The sequence below is a fragment of the Methylobacterium sp. E-025 genome (assembly GCF_022829705.1).
Lineage (GTDB): Bacteria > Pseudomonadota > Alphaproteobacteria > Rhizobiales > Beijerinckiaceae > Methylobacterium.
On record NZ_JAKSYR010000152.1, the window covers coordinates 61,818 to 82,010 of the forward strand.

The window sequence follows — 20,193 nt, forward strand, 5'->3', positions numbered from 1 at the left end:
GTCGGGCTGCGGAGCCGGGCGCGACCGCAGACGAAGAGGACGCGCTGGATCGTGCGCCTCACCGCGGATGCTCCGGGCGGAAGCCGAGGCCGACGATCCGGGCCGGGATGCGCTGAAGCCACGGCAGGCGGTCGAGCAGCCGGAGCGCGAGCGGCGGGCTGAGGCGCGCGTCCCCGTGGTCGAGCACCGGGGCGATGATCCGATCCTGGATCAGGCGCTGGACCCGTTGCGTCAGCCGCGTCGGAAGGCTTCGGCGGGCCTGGACCCGCGCGAGGTCGGCCTCGGCGAGGCGTCCGGCCCGCAACGGCCCGGCGAGCAGGTTGGCGGCGGCGACCGCATCCTGGATCGCGAGGTTGATGCCGACGCCGCCGACCGGCGACATCGCATGCGCCGCGTCGCCGATGCAGAGCAGCCCCGGACGGTGCCAGCGCTCCAGCCGGTCCACGGTCACCGTCAGCGTCCTCACCGCCTCGAAGGTCCCGATCTCGCCGGTGCGGTCGGCCAGGAACGGCGCGAGGTCGGCGATGCCGGCGCGGAACGCCGCGAGTCCGCGCGTGCGGATCGCCGCATCGCCGCCCTTCGGCACGATTGCGGCGCATTGCCAGTAATCGCCGCGATCGATCGTGATCAGGATGCGGCCCGCCCCGAAGCGACCGGCCGCGGCCTCCGGGTCTCCGGGGCGGCGCGACAGGCGGAACCACAGCACGTCGATCGGGGCCGCGAAGTCGCGCGGCACGAAGCCGGCCCGACGTCGCATCGCGGAATGCCGGCCGTCGGCGCACAGGACGAGGTCGGCGGCGATCGCGATCGCACCGTCGGGGCCGGCGGCACGAACCCCGGCGATCCGGCCATCCGTCTCGATCAGCGACTGCCCCTCGGTCGCCATCAGCAGCCGGAAGCCGGGCAGCTTCCTCGCCTCGCGGCCGAGGAAGTCGAGGAAATCCCATTGCGGCATCAGCGCGATGAAGCGGTTCCGCGTCGCGAGCCGGCGGAAATCGGCGACGCGGAACGTCCGGCCGCCCATCACCGCCGATAACGTCTCGACCCGGCGCTGCGGCAGGGCGCGGAAGGCGTCGCCGAGGCCGAGATCGTCCATCACGGCCAGGGTCGAGGGATGGATGGTGTCGCCGCGGAAATCGCGCAGGAAGTCGTTGTGCTTCTCGAGCACCACGACCGAGACGCCCGCGCGGGCGAACAGCAGGCCCGCCATCATCCCCGCCGGTCCACCGCCGACGATGCAGATTTGTGCCGACAGGCTGTCCATGGAACCGCGCCTCCGGTTCGGCGGCGTTCGCCGCAGGACCGCTCCGATCAGGAGAACCGAGCGCCCCGATCAGGAAACGAGCGCCGCCTCCAACAGGTCCAACGCATCGACCACGGCGCGACGTCGGATCTCGGCACGGCCGAGATCGCCGTAGCGCCGCTCCAGGTGGCGGACGCCGCCGCCGGTCGCCAGACCGAAATGCACGAGGCCGACGGGCTTGCCCGGGCTGCCGCCGCCGGGGCCGGCGATCCCCGTGATCGCCACCGCCACGTCGGCCCGCGACGCCGCCAGCGCGCCGCCCGCCATCGCGCGGGCGACCGCCTCGCTGACCGCGCCGTGCGCGCCGATGAGTGCGGCGGGCACCCCGATCGCTTCGGACTTGGCCTCGTTCGAGTAGGTGACGAAGCCGCGCTCGACGACCGCCGACGAGCCGGGCACCGCCGTCAGCAACCCGGCGACGAGCCCTCCGGTGCAGGATTCGGCCGTCGCGATCCGGGTGCCGGCCTCGGCGTAGGCCCTGACCAGGGCGGCGGCGCGGGCGAGGAGGGCGTCGTCGAACATCGCGCGAATCCCTTTTTCGTTCGAAGCGGCCTTCGGATCATCGCAGCGGATGCGCGTCCGCCCAACCGTCAGCCCTGGCGCATGGCCGTCTCGGCCTGGGCGTCCACCGGGCTCGTCTCCACCTCCTCCGGCAGGCGGATGGTCGCGGCGGCCTGGGCCGCGAGGCCTTCCGCGCGGCCGACGAAGCCGAGCTTCTCCGTGGTCGTCGCCTTGATCGACACCGCGGTCAGCGGCACGGCGCAGATCTCGGCGATGCGGGCGCGGATCGTCTCGCGGTGGGCGCCGATGCGGGGCGCTTCCGCCAGCACCGTGATGTCGAGATGGTCGATGCGGCCGCCGCGGTCGCGCACCAGCTTGCAGGCATGGGCCAGGAACCGGTCCGACGACGCCCCGCGCCACTGCTCGTCTGAGGGCGGGAAATGGGTGCCGATGTCGCCGTCGGCGATGGCGCCGAGCAGCGCGTCGGTGAGGGCATGCAGCGCGACGTCGCCGTCGGAATGGGCGAGCACCCCGCGGTCGGCCGGGATCTTCACCCCGCCGAGCCAGACATGGTCGCCGTCGGTGAAGGCGTGCACGTCGAATCCGGTGCCGAGGCGGGTCACGTAGGTCGTCATGGCGATGTCCTTCGCACTGTCCTTCGCCGTCTCCTCGCCCGAGCCGGAAAAGGCCCGGTCGGCCTCGATCAGGTCGGAGGGTTGGGTGATCTTGCGGTTCTTCGGGTCGCCGGTGAACACCACCACGGCGAGGCCGGCCCATTCGGCGAGGGCGCCGTCGTCGGTGAAGCCGTGCAGGCCCTCGGCGGCGGCGGCGCGGTGCGCGTCGCGCAAGGTCCCGAAGACGAAGGCCTGCGGCGTCTGCACCGCGCGCAGGTGCTCGCGGGCCGGCGTCTCGCGCACGCGGCCGATGCCGCCCTGCTCGTCCACGAGCTTGATCGTGTCGGCGACGGCCACGCCCGGCACCGCCGCGCCGTGGTCGCGCCCGGCGGCGACGGCGCGGGCGATCAGCCCGGCATCGACGAAGGGCCGGGCCGCGTCGTGGACGAGGACCACGTCCGGCGCGCCCGCTGCCGCGAGCGCTTCGAGCCCGGCTCGGACCGAGTCCTGGCGCGTCGCCCCGCCCTCGACCGGCGGCAGCAGCTTGTCGGCGATGGCGGGCGCGAGCTCGGTGCGGCAGGTGTCGTAGAACGCGGCCGCGTCGGCGGCGATCACCACCTGGATCCGGCCGATCACGGGGTCGCGGCCGAGGGCGTCGAGGGTGCGGGTGAGGACCGCCTGCCCGCCGACGCGACGGTACTGCTTGGGCATCCCGCCGCCGATGCGGATGCCGCGACCGGCCGCCACGACGACGGCGGCGACGCTCGATCCGGGTTCGGACATGCCTGGGGGTTTCCGTCGTGCCGGGGCCGAGACCGCCTGCCATGCGGCCGGTTCGGGTCCTCAAAAATCTGCCTGTCGTTTATGCGGGGGATGAAGCGAAATCAAATCGCGCGGTTCCCCGCCCAACCCTCGCCCGGGGGCTTGCGCCGGGCTGGTTTTGTCTATTTGTTGTGCAGAATGATGGCTGATCATTATTTGAGCGTCCTGCGAGGGGAGCGCTCGGTCGATCCGGTGGCGCTGCTGGCGCCGCTGTCGGGCGTCACCGACCTGCACATGCGCCGCATCGCGCAGGGTGCCGGCGCGAGCGCGGTGGTGTCGGAGATGGTGGCGGCGGCCGAGTTCGCGCGCGGTTCGGAGGAGGCGCGGCTCAGGGCGGAAGGGTCGGGCATCGCGCCGCACATCGTCCAGCTCGCCGGCTGCGCCCCCGAGCCGATGGCCGAGGCCGCCCGGATCGCCGCCGCGAACGGCGCCGACGTGATCGACGTCAACATGGGCTGCCCGGCCAAGATCGTCACCGGCATCGCCTCGGGCTCCGCGCTGATGCGCGACCTCGACCATGCGGCCCGCCTCCTCGGCGCCGTGCGCGAGGCGGTGTCGATCCCGGTGACGGTGAAGATGCGCCTCGGCTGGGACCACCACGGCCTGAACGCCGCGGAGCTCGCCCGCCGGGCCCAGGCACTGGGGCTGAACGCGGTCACCGTCCACGGCCGCACCCGGCAGCAATTCTACAAGGGCAGCGCCGACTGGGCCGCGATCCGGCCGGTCGTCGCGGCGGTGTCGATCCCCGTCATCGCCAACGGCGACGTGACGGACCTTTCCAGCGCCCGGGCGTGCCTGGCGGCCTCAGGTGCTGCCGGCATCATGGTCGGCCGCGCGGCGGTCGGGCGGCCCTGGCTCGTCGGCGCCCTCGCCGCGGGGCTGGCCGGGCGCCCGGTGCCGACGCTGTCGCGGTCGGCCCGGGCGGGGCTGGCGGCGGCGCATTATGCCGGGCTGATCGCGCTCTACGGCGCAGCGATGGGCGTGCGTCATGCCCGCAAGCATCTGGCGGCCTATGCCGACGCGGCGGGCGGCCTCGATGCGGCCGAGCGCACGCGGCTCCTGACCACCACCGACCCGGAGGTGGCGGACCGGCTCCTGCGCGCCGCCTTCGAGGCCGCCCCGGCGATCGCGGAGGCCGCATGAGCGACGGGGAACCCAGGGACGAGGCGATGCCGATCGGTCTCGACCCCGCCGCCAAGGAGCCCGCGGCGAAACCCCGCGGCATGCCGAGCGCCGAGGCGGTGATCAACGCCCTGCCGTTGCCGGTGCTGACCATCGGCGCGGACGACCGCATCATGCACTGCAACCACGCGGCCGAAACGTTCTTCGACTATTCCGCCCGGCTGATGCAGCGGCGCCGGCTTCGCGACATCATCCCCTTCGCCTCGCCGATCATCGCGCTGGTGGCGGAGGTGCGCCGGCGCGGGTCCAGCGTCAGCGAGTACCGGGTCGAGCTGACGCAACCGCGCTCGGGCGCGGAGCGCAGCGTCGACGTGTTCGCCACCGCGCTCGGCGACGACGGCGAGGCGGTGGTGCTGATGCTCCAGGAGCGCACCATCGCCGACAAGATGAACCGCCAGCTGACGCATCGCGGCGCGGCGCGCTCGATGGTGGCGCTCGGCGCGATGCTCGCCCACGAGATCAAGAACCCGCTCGCCGGCATCCGCGGCGCGGCCCAGCTGCTCGAGCAGTCGGGGCCGGAAGAGGACCGGGTGCTGACCAGCCTGATCTGCGAGGAGACCGACCGGATCGTGCGGATCGTCGAGCGGATGGAGCTGTTCGGCGACGAGCGCCCGGTCGAGCGCGGCCCGGTCAACGTGCACGGCGTGCTCGATCAGGTGAAGCGCTCGGCGCAATCCGGGTTCGGGCGCCACATCCGCTTCGTCGAGACCTACGATCCGTCGCTGCCGCCGGTGCTCGGCAATCGCGATCAGCTCGTGCAGGTGATCCTGAACCTGGTGAAGAACGCGGCGGAAGCGATCGGCGCCGACGCGGTCGACGGCGAGATCACCCTGTCGACCGCCTTCCGCACCGGCCTGCGGCTTCAGGTCCCGGGCTCGCGCGAGCGCGTGAGCCTGCCGATCGAGGTGGCGGTGCGCGACAACGGCCCGGGCATCTCGGCCGAGCTGCTGCCGGATCTGTTCGACCCGTTCGTGACGACGAAGGCGCAAGGCTCCGGCCTCGGTCTTGCATTGGTCGCGAAGATCGTCGGCGATCATGGCGGCATCGTCGAGTGCGATCCCGCGCCCCGCCGCACCGCCTTCCGAATCCTCCTGCCCATGTCGAGCGCCCGCGACGGGCGCGAAGCGGTCGCGGAGCCCGAGTAAGAGTCATGCCCAACGGCCACATCATCGTCGCGGACGACGACGCCGCCATCCGCACCGTCCTGAACCAGGCGCTGTCGCGGGCCGGCTACGAGGTCCGCTCCACCGGCAACTGCGCGACCCTGTGGCGCTGGGTGGCGCAAGGGGAGGGCGACCTCGTCATCACCGACGTGGTGATGCCCGACGAGAACGTGTTCGACCTGCTGCCGCGCATCAAGCGGGTGCGGCCGGAGCTGCCGGTCATCGTCATGAGCGCGCAGAACACCTTCATGACCGCGATCCGCGCCTCCGAGCGCGGCGCCTACGAGTACCTGCCCAAGCCCTTCGACCTGAAGGAGCTGATCGCCATCGTCGGCCGGGCGCTGTCGCGCCCGCGCGGCACGGCCGCCGCCGCCGCGCCGCCCGACAACGAGGACATCCCGCTGGTCGGGCGCTCGCCGGCGATGCAGGAGATCTACCGGGCGCTCGCCCGGCTGATGCCGACCGACCTGACCGTGATGATCACCGGCGAGTCCGGCACCGGCAAGGAGCTGGTGGCCCGCGCGCTCCACGATTACGGCCGCCGGCGCACCGGCCCGTTCGTGCCCGTCAACATGGCCGCGATCCCGCGCGACCTGATCGAATCGGAGCTGTTCGGCCACGAGAAGGGGGCCTTCACCGGGGCGCTGCAGCGCTCGGCCGGCCGCTTCGAGCAGGCGGAGGGCGGCACGCTGTTCCTCGACGAGATCGGCGACATGCCGATGGAGGCGCAGACCCGGCTGCTGCGCGTGCTGCAACAGGGCGAGTACACCACCGTCGGCGGCCGGGTTCCGATCAAGACCAACGTCCGCATCATCGCTGCGACCAACAAGGACCTGCGGATCTCGATCCAGCAGGGCATCTTCCGCGAGGACCTGTTCTTCCGCCTGAACGTCGTGCCGCTGCGGCTGCCGGCCCTGCGCGAGCGGTCCGAGGACGTGCCCGACCTCGTCCGCCACTTCTTCATCCAGGTCGAGCGCGAAGGCCTCACGCGGAAGATGCTCGACGGCGAGGCGATGGAGCGCCTGAAGCGCTACCGCTGGCCCGGCAACGTCCGCGAGCTGGAAAACCTCGTCCGGCGGCTCGCCGCCCTCTACCCGCAGGAGACCATCACCGGCCCGGTGATCGAGGCGGAGCTCGACACGCTGCCGCTCAGCCCCCCGGCCTCGGCCGGGAACGGCACCGCGCGCAAGGCCGGCGCCGACAACGAGACCCTGTCCGGCGCGGTCGAGCGCCACCTTTCGGACTACTTCTCCGGATACCGCGACACGCTGCCCCCGCCCGGCCTGTATCACCGGATCCTGCGCGAGATCGAAGGCCCGCTGATCGGCGCGGCGCTCGCCGCCACCCGCGGCAACCAGATCCGCGCGGCGGAGCTTCTGGGCGTCAACCGCAACACCCTGCGCAAGAAGGTGCGCGACCTCGACCTGCAGGTGTTCCGAACGGCGCGCTAGGCGGACGGGTAGCGGCGCGCGCCGCGTCAGACGTACATCGCGATGGCCGATTGCAGCATCTCGTTGACGGTGCTGATCACCTTCGTGTTGGAGGAATAGGCCTGCTGCGTCTCGATCATCTTGGAGAACTGGTCCGAGATGCTCGCATTCGATTGCTCCACCGAGCCGCCGGTCACGGTCGCGCCGTTCAGGCCGAAGCTCGGCGCACCGGTGCTCGCGGTCGCGACGAAGGCGCCGCCGTCGAGCGAGGCGAGCGTGTCCCGCGCACCGAACTGGGCCAGGGCCAGGGTGCCGAGCGCCTGGGTGCTGCCGTCCGACAGGGTGCCGGTGAGGGCGCCGGCGGGCGAGACCGACAGGCTGGAGAGCGCGCTCGTGGCGGTGGCCGGCACCTGGACCGGCGCGCCCGTCGAGGCCCCGGCGAACAGGTAGTACCCGGCCCCGTTGACGAGGTACCCGCTGGCATCGGGCGCGAAGTCGCCGCGCCGGGTGTAGGCCAGCGCAGAGCCGAAGCTCGGCGCCGACGCGGTCCCGAGATTCTGCCGGACCACGAAGTAGCCGTCGCCGCCGATCGCGAGGTTCGTCGCGATGCCGGTCGACGCCACCGTGCCCTGGAGCCCCAGGTTCGACCGCGTGCTGATCGCGACGCCGCCGGCGGGCTGCGTCCCGGCCTCGGTCTGCGCCAGCATGTCGGCGAAGCTCGTATCCGTGCTCTTGAAGCCGGCCGTGGTGCTGTTGGAGATGTTCCCCGAGATGTTGTTCAGCGCGAAGGATTGGGCCGAGGTCCCGGTGATGGCGTTCGAGAGCGCATCCATCAGGCTCATCGCGGATCTCCATCAAGAACGGCCCGGTGCAACCGGGCCCGACCAGAACGTCGGCCGACCATTCCCCGGCCACCCTGATTTGAGGATTTCATCGTTAATACGCGGTGTGTAACGATTTATGTCTTGAGCTGGCATGAGCTCGCCCTGGAAGCGAAGCTCGACATCTTGGAAACATTTGGAAACGACTGAACTAGCGCCGCTCGGACACCCGCACCTGCACCGACTGCCATACGCCCGGCTTCAAGAACGAGGTCAGCCGCAAGCCGATGTTCGACGGGATCGACGTCGACCGGGTGACCAACCTCTACGGCACCGGCATGACCTGGGACTACGTGCGGCGCCTGCGCGGCCTCGTGAAGGGCAAGCTCGTGCTCCAGGGCATCGTCACGAGGGAGGACGCGAAGAGCGCGCTCGACCACGGCGTCGATGCGCTGATCGTGTCGAACCACGGCGGCCGGGCCGAGGCGAGCCTGCAATCCACGATCGGCGTGCCGCCGGAGATCGTGACGGCGGTGAACGGCCGCGTGCCCGTGCTGATCGACGGCGGCTTCCGCCGCGGCACCGACGTGCTCAAGGCCCTGGCGCTCGGCGCCACCGCCGTGTGCATCGGCCGCCCCTCCGTCTGGGGGCTGGCCGCCTTCGGCGAGCCCGGGGTCGCCGCCGTGCTCGCCATCATGCAGCGCGAGTTCTAGACGATCATGCGCCAGGTCGGCGCCACCACGATCGCCGGGATCGGCGCCGCCGGCGTCGACCGGGCCTGACACGCGCCGCGCGGCCGGCCCCGTCCCTCGGGCGGCGGGGCCGGCATTTGACAATCCCGGCCGCATCATCGACACCGCCGGCCGTCTGGGCATCGACCGAACGACGAGGCCGGTTGCCGGTTCCGGAGCCGCGCATGACCGCCTTCTCGGCCCCCTCCTTCCGTTCCGCACCGCGCTCATGATCCCCAGCCAAGCCGCGCGGCGACCCGTCCCGGCCACGCGGCCCGTCCCGGCCACCGGGCCCGGCTTCGCGTTCGGCGACTTCCTCCTGAACACCGTGTCGGCGAGCCACGCGCGGGCCTGCGCCTGGCTGGTGGCGCTCTGCCTCGTCTGCTTCCTGCCCGGCCAGATCTCGCTCCAGCCGATGGACCGGGACGAGCCGCGATTCGCCCAGGCCTCGAAGCAGATGCTCGAGACCGGCGACGGCGTCGACATCCGCTTCCAGGGCGAGGCCCGGCACAAGAAGCCGGTGGGCATCTACTGGGCCCAGGCCGCGGCGGTGGCGGCCGGCGAGGCGCTCGGGGTGCCCCAGGCGCGAACCGAGATCGCGCTCTACCGCATCCCCTCGCTCGTCGGCGCGACCGCCGCCGTGCTGCTGGCCTACTGGGCGGCGCTCGCCTTCCTGCCGCGGCGCGGCGCCTTCCTCGCGGCCGCCCTGTTCGGCGCCTGCCTGATGCTCGCGGCGGAGGCGCATCTCGCCAAGACCGACGCGCTGCTGACCGCGTGCGCGATCGCGTCGCTCGGCGCGCTCGCCCGCGCCTGGCTCGGGCGATCCGGCCCCGGCCCCTCGACCGCGGGGCGGCTCGCGTTCTGGCTCGGCCTGGCGATCGGCATCCTGGTGAAGGGGCCGATGGTGCCGCTCTTCGTCGGCCTGCCAATGCTGGCCCTGTCGTGGAAGGCGCGCTCCGGCCGCTGGATCCTGGCGCTGCGGCCGTGGTCCGGCCTCGCGATCGTCGTCGCGGTCGTCGCCCCGTGGTTTCTGGCGATCGCCTGGCGCAGCGGCAGCGCCTTCTTCACCGAGGCGGTCGGCCACGACATGCTGGCCAAGGTCGGCAGCGCCAAGGAGAAGCACTGGGCGCCGCCCGGCACCTACGCGCTGGTGTTCTTCGCGACCTTCTGGCCCGGTGCCGCCTTCGCGGCTCTGGCGATCCCGTTCGCGTGGCGCCGTCGCCGGGACGATGCGGTCGCGTTCCTGGGCGCGTCGATCGTGCCGGCGTGGCTGATGTTCGAGGCCGTGCCGACCAAGCTGCCGCACTACGTCCTGCCGCTGATGCCGATGGTGGCGATCCTCACCGTGCTGGCGCTCCGGGCCGGCGCCCTCGATCCGACGCGGCGCGGCGCGCGGGCGATGGCGCTGCTGGTGCCGGCGATCCCGATCGGACTGACGATCGGCCTCGCCGTGGTCGCGTGGCGCCTGGACCGGGTGCTGCCCGTGCTGTCCCTGCCGCTGCTCGGGGCCGCCTGCGTGCTCGCGCTGGCCGCCTGGATGGCCTATGCGCGGAACGGCGCCGAGCGGGCGATGGTGTTCACGATCCTCTCCGCCTGCGTGCTCTCGCCCGCGGTGCTCGGGCTGGCGCAGACCGAGATCCCGGCGCTGAAGGTCTCGAACCGGCTCGCCGCGATCCGCGACGCGCTGCCGTGCCGGCCGCAGGTCGCGAGCCTCGGCTACCGCGAGCCGAGCCTGGTGTTCCTGATCGGCACCGAGCTCGCCACCCCGAACACCGGCGCCGACGCGCTGGCCTTCCTCCATGCGGGCGGCTGCCGCCTCGTCTTCGTCGAGCAGCGCTCGGCCGCCGACTTCGCCGATGCCTGGCCCGTCGGCGGCGTCGGCCCGAAGGCGGTGGGGCAGGTGTCGGGCTTCAACATCAACGCCGGCCGCCGGGTCGACCTCACCGCCTACGCGGTGACGCCCACGGCTCAGACGGTGACCCCATGAACGCGACGTCTCCCCGCCTCAGCATCGTGGTGCCGGTGAAGAACGAGGCCGGCAACATCGCGGGGCTCGTCGCCGAGATCGAAGCCGCCTGCGGGGCGCTGGCGCCCTTCGAGGTGATCTACGTCGACGACGGCTCCACCGATGCGACGCCGGCCGCGCTCGACGCCGCACGTCAGGGCCGGCCCTGGCTGCGGGTGCTGCGCCACGCCCGCAGCGGCGGGCAGTCGGCGGCGGTGCGCAGCGGGGTCGCGGCGGCCGCCGGCCCGATCGTCGCGACGCTCGACGGCGACGGCCAGAACGACCCGGCCTTCATCCCCGTCCTGGTGGCGGCGCTGGAGCAGGCGGGCGAGGGGACGGGCCTCGCCCAGGGGCAGCGCAAGGGCCGCAAGGACGGGCGCTTCAAGATGATCCAGTCCCGCATCGCCAACGGCGTGCGCGGACGGATCCTCAACGATTCCACCCGCGACACCGGCTGCGGCCTCAAGGTCTTCCGCCGCGCGGTCTACCTGCGCCTGCCGTACTTCGACGCCCTCCACCGCTTCATGCCGGCGCTCGTGGTGCGCGAGGGCTTCGCGATCGTGCACCGCGACGTGGTCGACCGCCCGCGCTTCACCGGCGTCTCGAACTACGGGCTGTTCGACCGCCTCTGGGTCGGCCTGCTCGACTTGGCCGGCGTGTGGTGGCTGATTCGCCGCAAGCGTCCGACGCCCGCCGTCACCGAGGTCTGATCCCGATGCTGATCCAGTTGGCGCGAGACCTGCCGGACTACTTCTACGACGTGTTCGTGACGCGGTTCGACTTCTGGCTGGTCTTCGGCATCGTCGCGCAGCTGGTCTTCGGCTCGCGCTTCATCCTGCAATGGATCGCCAGCGAGCGGGCGGGACGGAGCGTGATCCCGCTGTCGTTCTGGTTCCTGTCGATCGCCGGCGGAATCATGACCCTGGTCTACGGCTTCGTGCGCCGCGAGCCGGTGATCATCATCGGCCAGGGCCTCTCGACCGGGATCTACCTGCGCAACCTCGCCCTGATCTTCCGCAACCGGCGCGGAACCGAAACCAAGGCGGGCTGAACCGGCATTCCCGCGCCCGAGCCGACCGGCCCGAGGCCGGTGCCGGACCGAGCCCTGGCGCGTCGCAGCCGGGTCCGCTCAGGGATCAGCGCCGCAGCGAAGACGGCCGCGGCAGCTGCCAAAGGTCGTCGTGGGACTCGGAGAACCGGGCGAGATGCCGATCGGCGTAGAGGCAGAGGAAACCGAGGGCGCAGGGCAGCCCGAACAGCAGAACCATCATCCACGGCATAGCGTCGACGTCTCATCTGAGAGCGGAAGCCGCGCGGCTCTCGTCGACGCGGTGCACAATGGGTAATGCATGTTAGGAACGCGTCAAGGCATCCTAGGACACGACGCCTAGTTTTGGCACCACAGCGTTAAGCGCGCGACACCGCGATGCCGCGCTTGATCCCCCGTCGCGCCCGTGCTCGTCTCGCCCCACCCACGCGCCGTTCGGAGCCCGATGCCACAGGACGATGCCCGCCACCCGCTCCCGCCGTTCCACGACGACCTCGACGCGGCCTTCGCCGAAGCGTGGCGGCTGCTGGCGGACGGGGTCGCGCAGGGACGGAGCGCGTTCCACGCCCCGAGCTTCGCGACGCTGGACCAGGCGGGCCGCCCGCGCAGCCGCACGGTGGTGCTGCGGGAGGCCGATGCCGCGACCGGCACCCTGCGCTTCCACTGCGACCGCCGCTCGGACAAGGCGGCCGAGGTCGCGGCCAACCCGGCCTGTGCGCTCCACGCCTACGACCGCGCGGCGAAGATTCAGATCCGGATCGAGGGCAGCGCGGGTCTCCACGTCGACGATGCCGTGGCGGACGCAGCCTGGGACGGCTCGCGGGCGATGAGCCGGGTCTGCTACGGCATCGCGCCCGCGCCCGGCACCGCGCTCGATGCCGGCGGCGGCTACGCGGTGCCCGACGAGGCGGCGGCGCTGACCGTCGGCCGCCCGAACTTCGCCGCCGTCCTCGTCCGCGCCGACGCCCTCGACTTCCTCTACCTCGACCGCCGCGGCCATCGCCGCGCCGGCTGGCGCCGCGACGGGGAAGGGTGGCGGGGCGAATGGCGGGTGCCGTGAGGGCGCCTCAGGCCGCCGCCCGCAACCGCGCGAACCCGGCGTCGAGATCGGCCTTCAGGTCCGCGACGTCCTCGAGCCCGATGTGGAAGCGCAGGGCGGGACCGCCGGGGGCCCACTGCGTCGCCGTGCGGTAGGGCCTGCAGTCGAAGGGAATGACGAGGCTTTCGAAGCCGCCCCAGGAGAAGCCCATCCCGAACAGCTCCAGGCCGTCGAGCATCGCGGCGAGGGCGGTCTCCGAGACGGGCTCGAGGACCACGCCGAACAGGCCCGATGCGCCGGAGAAGTCGCGCTTCCAGATCGCGTGGCCGGGATCCTCGGGCAGGCCGGGATGGAGGACGCGCAGCACCTCCGGCCGCTCCTGCAGCCAGCGCGCCATCTCGAGGCCGGCGCGGCCGTGCTCGCGCAGCCGCAGGTTCATGGTGCGCAGGCCGCGGAGCGCCAGGAACAGGTCCTCGGGGCCGGCGCAGGGGGCGATCTGGTCGAAGGTCCGCCGCACCGCCGGGAAATGCGCGGCGTTGGCCGAGGTCAGGCCCAGGAGCAGGTCGGATCCGCCGCTGAGATACTTGGTCCCGGCCTCGACGGCGATGTCGACTCCGCGCGCGTGCGGCGGGAACAGCAGCGGCGTCGCCCAGGTGTTGTCCATGATCACGGTGCCGCCGCGGGCGTGGACCGCGTCGGCGATCGCCGGCACGTCCTGCATCTCGAAGCTCTGCGAGCCCGGCGCCTCGACCAGCACGGCCTTGGTGTTGTCGCGCATCAGCCCGGCGATGCCGGCGCCGACCAGCGGGTCGTAATAGGTCGTCTCGACGCCGAAGCGGGCGAGCAGCCCGTCGCAGAAGATCCGGGTCGGGCGATAGGCGGAATCGGTGACGAGCAGGTGGTCGCCGGCGGAGACCGAGGCCATCAGCGCGACGGTGAGCGCGCACAGGCCCGAGGGCGTCGCCACCGTGCCGGCAGCGCCCGCCACCTCGCTCCAGGCATCGGTCAGCGCGTCCATCGTCGGCGTGCCGCTGGTGCCGTAATTGTAGCGGCCGCGCCGGTGCACGATGTCGTCGTAGGTCGGGTACAGCACGGTGGAGCCGCGATAGATCGGCGTGTTGACGAACCCGTGCTGCGCCGACGGATCGCGCCCCGCATGGACGAGGCGCGTCGCGACCCCGAACGACTCGGCGGTCTTGGACGAAGGCTTGGACATGGGCGCTTTGGCTCTCGGGCTGCGATCGGACGACGAAGCCCGGCAACCCGGCGGAGGTCAAGCGTGCGCCCGGGCCGCCCTTTCGGTCAGCCGGCGTCCGTGACGGTGGCCTCCTCGTAGGCCTGCAGCCAGGCGGTGCGCTCCTCCGAGCCCTCCGCGTAGGGGCAATCGTCGATCGGCTTGCCGTAGAGGCGGGCGTTGCGGCCCTGGATGAACGGGCTGTCGCTGGCGGTGGCCTGGGCGTTCGCTTCGGGTTTCATGGGATCTCCCTGTGAGGTGTCCCTTCGTTAACGGCCTTGGGCCATCCTCGGCTCCGTCGTCGTTCGCGTTGCCGGAACCCGTCGCTTGCGTATCCTGCGTCTCCTCGCCGCCGGCGTCTCGGCCGGCGCCTCGATCCTCGTGATCGGGTTCGTCTGCGCCGACCGGCTGGCCCACACGGTGCCGAGCCCGGTCGCCCGCATCGTCCTGCCCGAACCTTCGGCGACCGGATCGATCCCGGCGCCGGAGAAGCCGGTCGCGGCCGTGAAGCCGGCACCGGCGAAGATCCCGAACGGGTTCGACACCGAGCGCCTGAACGCGCTGATGCGCGGCGACCCGATCCTGCCGACGAAGCGCTGACGGCGCGGGCGGGGCGGATGCCTGCTCTGCGCCGCCGGGCCTGACCGGAGCGGTCGGCGCGGGCTAGATCGCCAGGACTTCTCCGCGCCGGATGCCGGCGGACGCGATCGGGACGGACACCGTGGGCCTCGTCTACGCGCTCGGCGCCTATCTGAGCTGGGGCCTCGTCGTCCCGGTGCATTTCCGGCTGCTCTCGGGCTTCTCCCCGAGCCACATCCTGGCGGTGCGCATCCTGTGGTCGTGCCTGTTCGCGGTCGCGCTGGTGCTGCTGTGGCGCAACCGGGTGCGCACCCCGTTCCCGTTGCGGCCCCGGCACGCGCTGCTCTTCGTCTCGGCCGGGCTGATCGGCGTGAACTGGCTGCTGTACCTGCAGGCGGTGAACAGCGGCCACCTGCTCGATGCGAGCCTCGGCTACTACATCAACCCGCTGGTCAGCGTGGCGCTCGGCGCCGTGGTCCTGCGCGAGCGCCTGCGCCCGCTGCAGCGGGTCGCCGTCGGCATCGCCGCGGCCGGGGTCGCCATCGCCGTTGTGCTGGCCGGCACGTTGCCGCTGGTGGCGCTCGAGCTCGCGATGAGCTTCGCCCTCTACGGCCTGGTGCGGAAGGTGGTCGGGGTCGACCCGGCGGTCGGGTTCCTCGCCGAGACGCTGATCCTGACGCCGGCGGCCTTCGTCTGGGTGCTGCTGTCGCCCGAGCCGGCCCTGCCGCCCGATCCGCGGGACTTCGCCCTGCTGGCGCTGACGGGGGTGACGACGGCCCTGCCGCTGATCTGGTTCGCGGCGGCCGCAGACCGCCTGCGCCTCGCGACGCTCGGCCTGATGCAGTACATCGCCCCGACCTGCCTGCTGGCCTTGAGCGTCCTCGCCTATGGCGAGCACGTGGCGCCGCACGCGATCCCGATGTTCGGGCTGATCTGGCTGGCGCTGGCGCTCTACGCCTTCGACCTTCTCCGCGCCGGCCGGGCGGCGCGAGCGCATGGCGTGCCGGGCGAAACCGCCGCGCCGAACCCGGGCGCGATGCGTGTATAAGGCCGCTTCGTGCCCGGCATCCGCCGCGGGAAGCCAGTCCGAGTGTTGCGATGAGTGATCCCAGCGAGCCTGCCACGGTCACGCAGGCCGACTACGAGAACCTCGCCGAGGCGCTGCCGCAGCTCGCCTGGATCGCCACCGCGACCGGCGACATCATCTGGTACAACCGCCGCTGGTACGACTACACCGGCACGACCCTCGCGACGATGCGCGGCTGGGGCTGGCGCGACGTCCACCATCCCGACCACGTCGAGGCGGTGACGGAGCGCTTCAAGGCGGCGATCGCCGGCGGCGATGCCTGGGAGGACACCTTCCCGCTGCGGGGCAAGGACGGCACCTTCCGTTGGTTCCTGTCGCAGGCGATGCCGCATCGGGACGCGGCGGGCCGAATCCTGCGCTGGTACGGCACCAACACCGACATCACCCACAAGCAGGAAGCCGAGGACCGGCTGCTGCAATCCGAGGAGCGGTTCCGGGCGCTCGTCGACGCCTCCACGGCCGTGATCTGGAACACCGACGCCGCCGGCGCCCTGCTGCCGCCGCAGCCGCGCTGGAGCGCCTATACCGGCCAGTCCGAGGAGGCCTTCCAGGGCTGGGGCTGGATCGACGCGGTCCATCCCGACGACCGGGCGCATGCCGCCGAGGTCTGGGCCGGCTGCATCGAGGCGCGCACGCCCTACGCCGTCGACTACCGCCTGCGCCGGCACGACGGGCAGTGGCGCGACATGGAGGTGCGCGGCGTGCCGGTGCTCGCCGCCGACGGCTCCTTGCGCGAATGGGTCGGCTCCAACACCGACATCACCGACCGGAAGGAGGCGGAGGCCGAGGTCGAGCGGGCGCGGCAGGCCGCGGAGGCCGCCAACCTCGCCAAGAGCCAGTTCATCGCCAACATGAGCCACGAGCTGCGCACGCCGCTCTCGGCGGTGATCGGCTACTCGGAGATGCTCGGGGAGGAGCTCGAGGATATCGGGCAGGCCGCCCTGCTGCCCGACCTGCGCAAGATCGAGGCGGCGGCCCGCCACCTGCTCTCGCTCATCAACGACGTGCTCGACATTTCCAAGATCGAGGCCGGGCGCATGACCGCCTCGGCCGAGCACTTCACCGTTGCCGACCTGATCTCGGACGTCTCCGACGCCACCGGCTCGCTCGTCGAGAAGAAGGGCAACCGCTTCGTCCTCGACCTCGCCGACGACCTCGGCGCGATGCACCAGGACCAGACCAAGATCCGCCAGTGCCTGCTCAACCTGATCGGCAACGCGGCCAAGTTCACCGAGAACGGCACGATCACCCTGAAGGTCGAGCGCCGTCGCGAGGCCGGCGCCGACTGGTTCGGCTTCTCGGTGGCCGATACCGGGATCGGGCTCACCGAGGAGCAGATCGGCCGGCTGTTCGAGCGCTTCGCCCAGGCCGATGAATCGACCACGCGGCAGTTCGGCGGCACCGGCCTCGGCCTCGCCATCACCCGCGCCTTCTGCCGCACCATGGGCGGCGACATCGGCGTGACCAGCGTGCCCGGGCAGGGCTCGACCTTCACCCTGCGGCTGCCGGCGATCCTGGCGGTCGAGGACGAGGGGCAGGTCGCGGCCGAGCTCGCCGTGCCCGCGCCGGTGCACGCGCACGAGGAGCACGACGCGGTGCTGCTCGTCGACGACGACCCGGCCGCGCGCGAGCTGCTGCAGCGCTTCCTCGAACGCGAGGGCTTCCGCGTCCGCACCGCCAACGACGGCCGGGCCGGGCTGACGCTGGCGCGGGCCTTGAAGCCGCGCGCGATCCTGCTCGACGTCGAGATGCCGCGCATGGACGGCTGGGCGGTGCTGCACGCCGTGCGCAACGACCCGGAGCTCGCCGGCATCCCGGTGATCATGACCTCGGTGGTGGCCGAGCAGGGCCTCGGCCAGGCGCTCGGCGCCACCGACTACTTCGTCAAGCCGATCGACTGGGACCGGCTCAAGGGCCTGATGGACCGCTACCGGCCGGAGGGCGTCGAGGCCCGCGTCCTCGTCGTCGACGACGACGCGGACGCCCGCGAGCGCCTGCGCCGGACGCTCGCGCGCGACGGCTGGAGCGTCGACGAGGCCGAGAACGGCCGGGCGGCGCTGGAGCATTTCGAGGCGCAGCGCCCGAACCTGATCCTGCTCGACCTGATGATGCCGGAGATGGACGGGTTCGGGTTCCTGCGCGCGCTGCGGGCGCGGCCCGACGGCGACGTGCCGGTGGTGGTGCTGACCGCCAAGGAGATCACCGACGCCGAGCGCAGGAGCCTCCAGGCCCAGGCGGACCGGGTGATCGAGAAGGGGTCCTTGAGCCTCGCCGAGATCGGCCGGCAGTTGCGCGTGCTCTACGCGCGCGAGGTCTCCGCGCCGGTGCCGAAGAGCATGCAGGGGCTCCTCGACGCGCTCGCCGCGCGGGAGCGCTAGCGCGCGGATCGGCGCACCGGCGGAACCTTCCGCCGGCCCGCCCCTTTGCACTCCCGGCACGCGCCCGTCGCGGCGGGGCCTTGGAGCGCGCCCATGAATCCCATCGTCGTCGTCGCCCTGATCTGCGCCTCGTCGGTCCAGGTCCAGGATTGCAGCCGGGACAACGCCCTCGACGTGGTGACGGGCCCGGCCCACACCCTGCAGGAATGCCTGATCCAGGGCCCGGTGCTGGCCGCCAATGCCGGCCTCGGCAACGGCAAGGACAGCTACGTGAAGACCCGCTGCGAGCCGCGGCGCTGAGGATCCCGCCCCGATGAGCGACGACGTCGATCCCGAGCGTGCGGTGATGATCCGGCTTCGGGCCCGCCTCGCGGTGGTCGAGCGTGCGGCCTGGTTCGGGATGGTCCACGCGTTGCGGACCCGCCCGGCCGAGGTCGAAGCCTACATCGCCGCCGAGCGCGACAAGTGCGCGACCGGGTTCGCCGGCCCGAAATGGGCGCGCGACCTCACCGATGCCGAGCGCGCGATGCTCGGAGCGGAGGTGGATGCCGGCCTCGCGCAGTTGCTGCAGGACGCCCGCGACGAGGCCTAAGCCCGCCGCCCTACGCGCCCGATCCGAACCGATCGCGCCAGGCCGGCGGAAGACCGTGCGTTCCGGGCAAGGACGCCGCCGCGTACACCCCGATCGCGACGGCACGGGCCAGCACCTGGGCCGCCATGTCGCCGAGGCGCGCCAGGTCGCCGATCGGGTCCGCCGGCGCCACCGCCCCCGTCGCGACGGAGAACACCACGTCGCCGTCGAGGGGCGTGTGCACCGGCTGGATCGCCCGCGCGAGGCCGACCTGCGCCGCCACCGCGAGGCGCCGGCCCTGCGCCTTGGTCAGCGCCGCGTCGGTGGCGACCACCGCCAGCGTCGTCGCGGCGCCGGGCAGGGCGCGGACGGGAAAGGCGAGGGCGTCGTCCGGCATCGCGCCGGGCCAGCCGAGGCCGCCGAACTCCGCCGCCCGCTCGAACGGCGCCGCCCAGAAATGCGGGCCGTCGCCGACCGTCACCCGGCCGAAGGGGTTGACCGCCGCGAGCGCGCCGACCCGGAAGCCGGTGCCCGGAACGTCGGCCGAGGCCGAGCCGATCCCGCCCTTGAGGTTGGCCGTGCGCGCGCCGGTGCCGGCCCCGACCGAGCCGAGCGCCACGTCCTCCGAGGCCATTTGGGCCGCCAGGAACCCGAGCTCGCGATAGGGCGGATAGCGCCCCCACGCCTTGTCGCCGCCGTTGAGCAGGTCGAACAGGATCGCGCCGGGCACGATCGGCACCCGCATCCCGCCGACGGGAAAGCCGCGCCCGTTCTCGGCGAGCCACGCCACGACCCCCGCGGCGGCGTCCAGCCCGAAGGCCGAGCCGCCCGACAGCACCAGCGCGTCGATGCCCTCGACGGTGCGCTCGGGGTCGAGCAAATCGGTCTCGCGGGTGCCCGGCCCGCCGCCGCGGACGTCCACCGCCGCCGTGACCGGCCGGTCGAACACCAGCGCGGTGACGCCGCTGGCGACCCGTGCGTCCGCGGCGTGGCCGACCCGGATGCCGGCGATGTCGGTGATGGCGTTCCGCATGGATGGCAGCATGCCACGATCGCGCGCGGGCCGCACGGCTTGAGCGGCGATGCGGGCGGGTGCAGGATCGCGACGATGCCCCAGGACGTCGTCATCCGCCCCGTCGCCCGCGCCGACCACGCGCAGTGGCTCCCGCTCTGGGAGGGCTACAACGTGTTCTACGAGCGCGTCGGCCCGGCGGCGATCCCGCCCGCGGTGACGCAGGCGAACTGGGAGCGGTTCTTCGACGCCTACGAGCCGATGCACGCGCTGGTGGCCGAACGCGAGGGCCGGCTGATCGGCCTGACGCACTACCTCTACCACCGCACCACCACGGCCACCGCGCCGTTCTGCTACCTGCAGGACCTGTTCACGACGGCTGACGCCCGCGGGCAGGGCGTCGGCCGCGCGCTGATCGAGGCCGTCTACGTTGCGGCGCGCCGCGCCGGATCGCCCCGGGTCTACTGGCAGACGCACGAGACCAACGCGACGGCGATGCGGCTCTACGATCAGGTCGGCGACCGCTCGGGCTTCGTGGTCTACCGCAAGCCGCTCTGAGCCCGTCGTCCACCGCGACCCCGCGCCTGTGGACGCGCGGCGCGCCGGACGCATCGCGAAGGGTGCTCGCGTGTTAACGGGAGGCTCGGGATTTCCCGCGGCGTGCAACCGGAGC

22 protein-coding genes are annotated in these 20,193 nt (G+C 72.5%); 14 read left to right on the plus strand and 8 right to left on the minus strand.

Annotation, left to right across the window (positions count from 1 at the left end; genetic code table 11):
• Nucleotides 1-58: 58 nt before the first annotated feature.
• The 3 genes from MKK64_RS22410 to MKK64_RS22420 form a co-directional block, all read right to left on the minus strand.
• Nucleotides 59-1,264 carry an FAD-dependent oxidoreductase gene (locus tag MKK64_RS22410; RefSeq protein ID WP_243937506.1) on the minus strand — a complete coding sequence of 402 codons (1,206 nt, stop codon included), beginning with the start codon at nucleotides 1,262-1,264 and terminating at the stop codon, nucleotides 59-61.
• Between the two features lie 69 nt (nucleotides 1,265-1,333).
• Nucleotides 1,334-1,825 carry a CinA family protein gene (locus tag MKK64_RS22415; protein WP_243937508.1) on the minus strand — a complete coding sequence of 164 codons (492 nt, stop codon included), beginning with the start codon at nucleotides 1,823-1,825 and terminating at the stop codon, nucleotides 1,334-1,336.
• A gap of 68 nt (nucleotides 1,826-1,893) precedes the next feature.
• Nucleotides 1,894-3,201 carry a bifunctional 2-C-methyl-D-erythritol 4-phosphate cytidylyltransferase/2-C-methyl-D-erythritol 2,4-cyclodiphosphate synthase gene (locus tag MKK64_RS22420; protein WP_243937516.1) on the minus strand — a complete coding sequence of 436 codons (1,308 nt, stop codon included), beginning with the start codon at nucleotides 3,199-3,201 and terminating at the stop codon, nucleotides 1,894-1,896.
• A 177-nt stretch (nucleotides 3,202-3,378) separates the two neighbouring features.
• Here MKK64_RS22420 and dusB point away from each other — a divergent pair, with 177 nt between their 5' ends.
• From dusB to ntrC, 3 genes are read left to right on the plus strand one after another with little or no spacing between them, the layout of a single operon-like run.
• The gene (gene dusB, locus MKK64_RS22425; RefSeq protein ID WP_243937518.1) at nucleotides 3,379-4,383 is read left to right on the plus strand and encodes a tRNA dihydrouridine synthase DusB; all 1,005 of its coding nucleotides are present in this window, start codon (nucleotides 3,379-3,381) and stop codon (nucleotides 4,381-4,383) included.
• A gap of 26 nt (nucleotides 4,384-4,409) precedes the next feature.
• Entirely contained in the window at nucleotides 4,410-5,567 is a 1,158-nt protein-coding gene (locus MKK64_RS22430) for a two-component system sensor histidine kinase NtrB (RefSeq protein WP_187274736.1), read from the plus strand.
• A gap of 5 nt (nucleotides 5,568-5,572) precedes the next feature.
• Complete coding sequence (ntrC, locus tag MKK64_RS22435; RefSeq protein ID WP_147728390.1) at nucleotides 5,573-7,036, plus strand: nitrogen regulation protein NR(I); 1,464 nt, start codon at nucleotides 5,573-5,575, stop codon at nucleotides 7,034-7,036.
• Nucleotides 7,037-7,062: 26 nt separating this feature from the next.
• On the opposite strand, the gene MKK64_RS22440 is transcribed toward ntrC, so the two are convergent.
• The gene (locus MKK64_RS22440; protein ID WP_243937525.1) at nucleotides 7,063-7,857 is read right to left on the minus strand and encodes a flagellar hook basal-body protein; all 795 of its coding nucleotides are present in this window, start codon (nucleotides 7,855-7,857) and stop codon (nucleotides 7,063-7,065) included.
• Between the two features lie 266 nt (nucleotides 7,858-8,123).
• Here MKK64_RS22440 and MKK64_RS22445 point away from each other — a divergent pair, with 266 nt between their 5' ends.
• The 4 genes from MKK64_RS22445 (at nucleotide 8,124) to MKK64_RS22460 (ending at nucleotide 11,623) form a co-directional block, all read left to right on the plus strand.
• Nucleotides 8,124-8,549, plus strand: a complete 426-nt coding sequence (locus MKK64_RS22445; protein ID WP_243937527.1) for an alpha-hydroxy-acid oxidizing protein — start codon at nucleotides 8,124-8,126, stop codon at nucleotides 8,547-8,549.
• Nucleotides 8,550-8,796: 247 nt separating this feature from the next.
• Complete coding sequence (locus MKK64_RS22450) at nucleotides 8,797-10,554, plus strand: ArnT family glycosyltransferase (RefSeq protein WP_243937529.1); 1,758 nt, start codon at nucleotides 8,797-8,799, stop codon at nucleotides 10,552-10,554.
• Nucleotides 10,551-11,282: a glycosyltransferase family 2 protein gene (locus tag MKK64_RS22455; protein WP_147858776.1), complete on the plus strand. Its 732-nt coding sequence runs from the start codon at nucleotides 10,551-10,553 to the stop codon at nucleotides 11,280-11,282. Before MKK64_RS22450 ends, MKK64_RS22455 begins: the two co-directional genes overlap by 4 nt.
• A gap of 5 nt (nucleotides 11,283-11,287) precedes the next feature.
• On the plus strand, nucleotides 11,288-11,623 hold the full coding sequence (locus tag MKK64_RS22460) for a lipid-A-disaccharide synthase N-terminal domain-containing protein (protein WP_147727719.1): 336 nt from the start codon (nucleotides 11,288-11,290) through the stop codon (nucleotides 11,621-11,623).
• An 85-nt stretch (nucleotides 11,624-11,708) separates the two neighbouring features.
• Here the strand turns inward: MKK64_RS22460 and MKK64_RS28150 are convergent, their stop codons facing one another.
• Complete coding sequence (locus MKK64_RS28150) at nucleotides 11,709-11,843, minus strand: hypothetical protein (RefSeq protein ID WP_279593313.1); 135 nt, start codon at nucleotides 11,841-11,843, stop codon at nucleotides 11,709-11,711.
• A 222-nt stretch (nucleotides 11,844-12,065) separates the two neighbouring features.
• On the opposite strand from MKK64_RS28150, the gene MKK64_RS22465 reads away from it, so the two are divergent.
• Nucleotides 12,066-12,680 (plus strand): pyridoxamine 5'-phosphate oxidase family protein, encoded by a 615-nt coding sequence (locus MKK64_RS22465; RefSeq protein ID WP_147727720.1) that lies wholly within the window; start codon nucleotides 12,066-12,068, stop codon nucleotides 12,678-12,680.
• 7 nt (nucleotides 12,681-12,687) lie between these two features.
• Here MKK64_RS22465 and metC read toward each other — a convergent pair whose 3' ends face one another.
• Both metC and MKK64_RS22475 read right to left on the minus strand, forming a co-directional pair.
• Entirely contained in the window at nucleotides 12,688-13,875 is a 1,188-nt protein-coding gene (gene metC, locus MKK64_RS22470) for a cystathionine beta-lyase (RefSeq protein WP_147727721.1), read from the minus strand.
• A gap of 86 nt (nucleotides 13,876-13,961) precedes the next feature.
• Entirely contained in the window at nucleotides 13,962-14,135 is a 174-nt protein-coding gene (locus MKK64_RS22475; RefSeq protein WP_187273697.1) for an Rmf/CrpP family protein, read from the minus strand.
• A gap of 85 nt (nucleotides 14,136-14,220) precedes the next feature.
• Here MKK64_RS22475 and MKK64_RS22480 point away from each other — a divergent pair, with 85 nt between their 5' ends.
• From MKK64_RS22480 to MKK64_RS22500, 5 genes are all read left to right on the plus strand, one after another.
• Complete coding sequence (locus MKK64_RS22480) at nucleotides 14,221-14,493, plus strand: hypothetical protein (protein ID WP_147727722.1); 273 nt, start codon at nucleotides 14,221-14,223, stop codon at nucleotides 14,491-14,493.
• Between the two features lie 121 nt (nucleotides 14,494-14,614).
• Nucleotides 14,615-15,520 (plus strand): EamA family transporter RarD, encoded by a 906-nt coding sequence (rarD, locus tag MKK64_RS22485; protein ID WP_147727726.1) that lies wholly within the window; start codon nucleotides 14,615-14,617, stop codon nucleotides 15,518-15,520.
• A gap of 50 nt (nucleotides 15,521-15,570) precedes the next feature.
• Nucleotides 15,571-17,937 (plus strand): response regulator, encoded by a 2,367-nt coding sequence (locus MKK64_RS22490; RefSeq protein ID WP_243937537.1) that lies wholly within the window; start codon nucleotides 15,571-15,573, stop codon nucleotides 17,935-17,937.
• 93 nt (nucleotides 17,938-18,030) lie between these two features.
• Complete coding sequence (locus MKK64_RS22495) at nucleotides 18,031-18,237, plus strand: hypothetical protein (protein WP_147727724.1); 207 nt, start codon at nucleotides 18,031-18,033, stop codon at nucleotides 18,235-18,237.
• A gap of 13 nt (nucleotides 18,238-18,250) precedes the next feature.
• Nucleotides 18,251-18,529: a hypothetical protein gene (locus MKK64_RS22500; RefSeq protein WP_243937539.1), complete on the plus strand. Its 279-nt coding sequence runs from the start codon at nucleotides 18,251-18,253 to the stop codon at nucleotides 18,527-18,529.
• 10 nt (nucleotides 18,530-18,539) lie between these two features.
• Here the strand turns inward: MKK64_RS22500 and MKK64_RS22505 are convergent, their stop codons facing one another.
• Nucleotides 18,540-19,541, minus strand: a complete 1,002-nt coding sequence (locus tag MKK64_RS22505; RefSeq protein ID WP_243937600.1) for a P1 family peptidase — start codon at nucleotides 19,539-19,541, stop codon at nucleotides 18,540-18,542.
• A gap of 75 nt (nucleotides 19,542-19,616) precedes the next feature.
• On the opposite strand from MKK64_RS22505, the gene MKK64_RS22510 reads away from it, so the two are divergent.
• Nucleotides 19,617-20,078 carry a GNAT family N-acetyltransferase gene (locus tag MKK64_RS22510; RefSeq protein ID WP_243937541.1) on the plus strand — a complete coding sequence of 154 codons (462 nt, stop codon included), beginning with the start codon at nucleotides 19,617-19,619 and terminating at the stop codon, nucleotides 20,076-20,078.
• The last annotated feature ends 115 nt before the right edge of the window (nucleotides 20,079-20,193 follow it).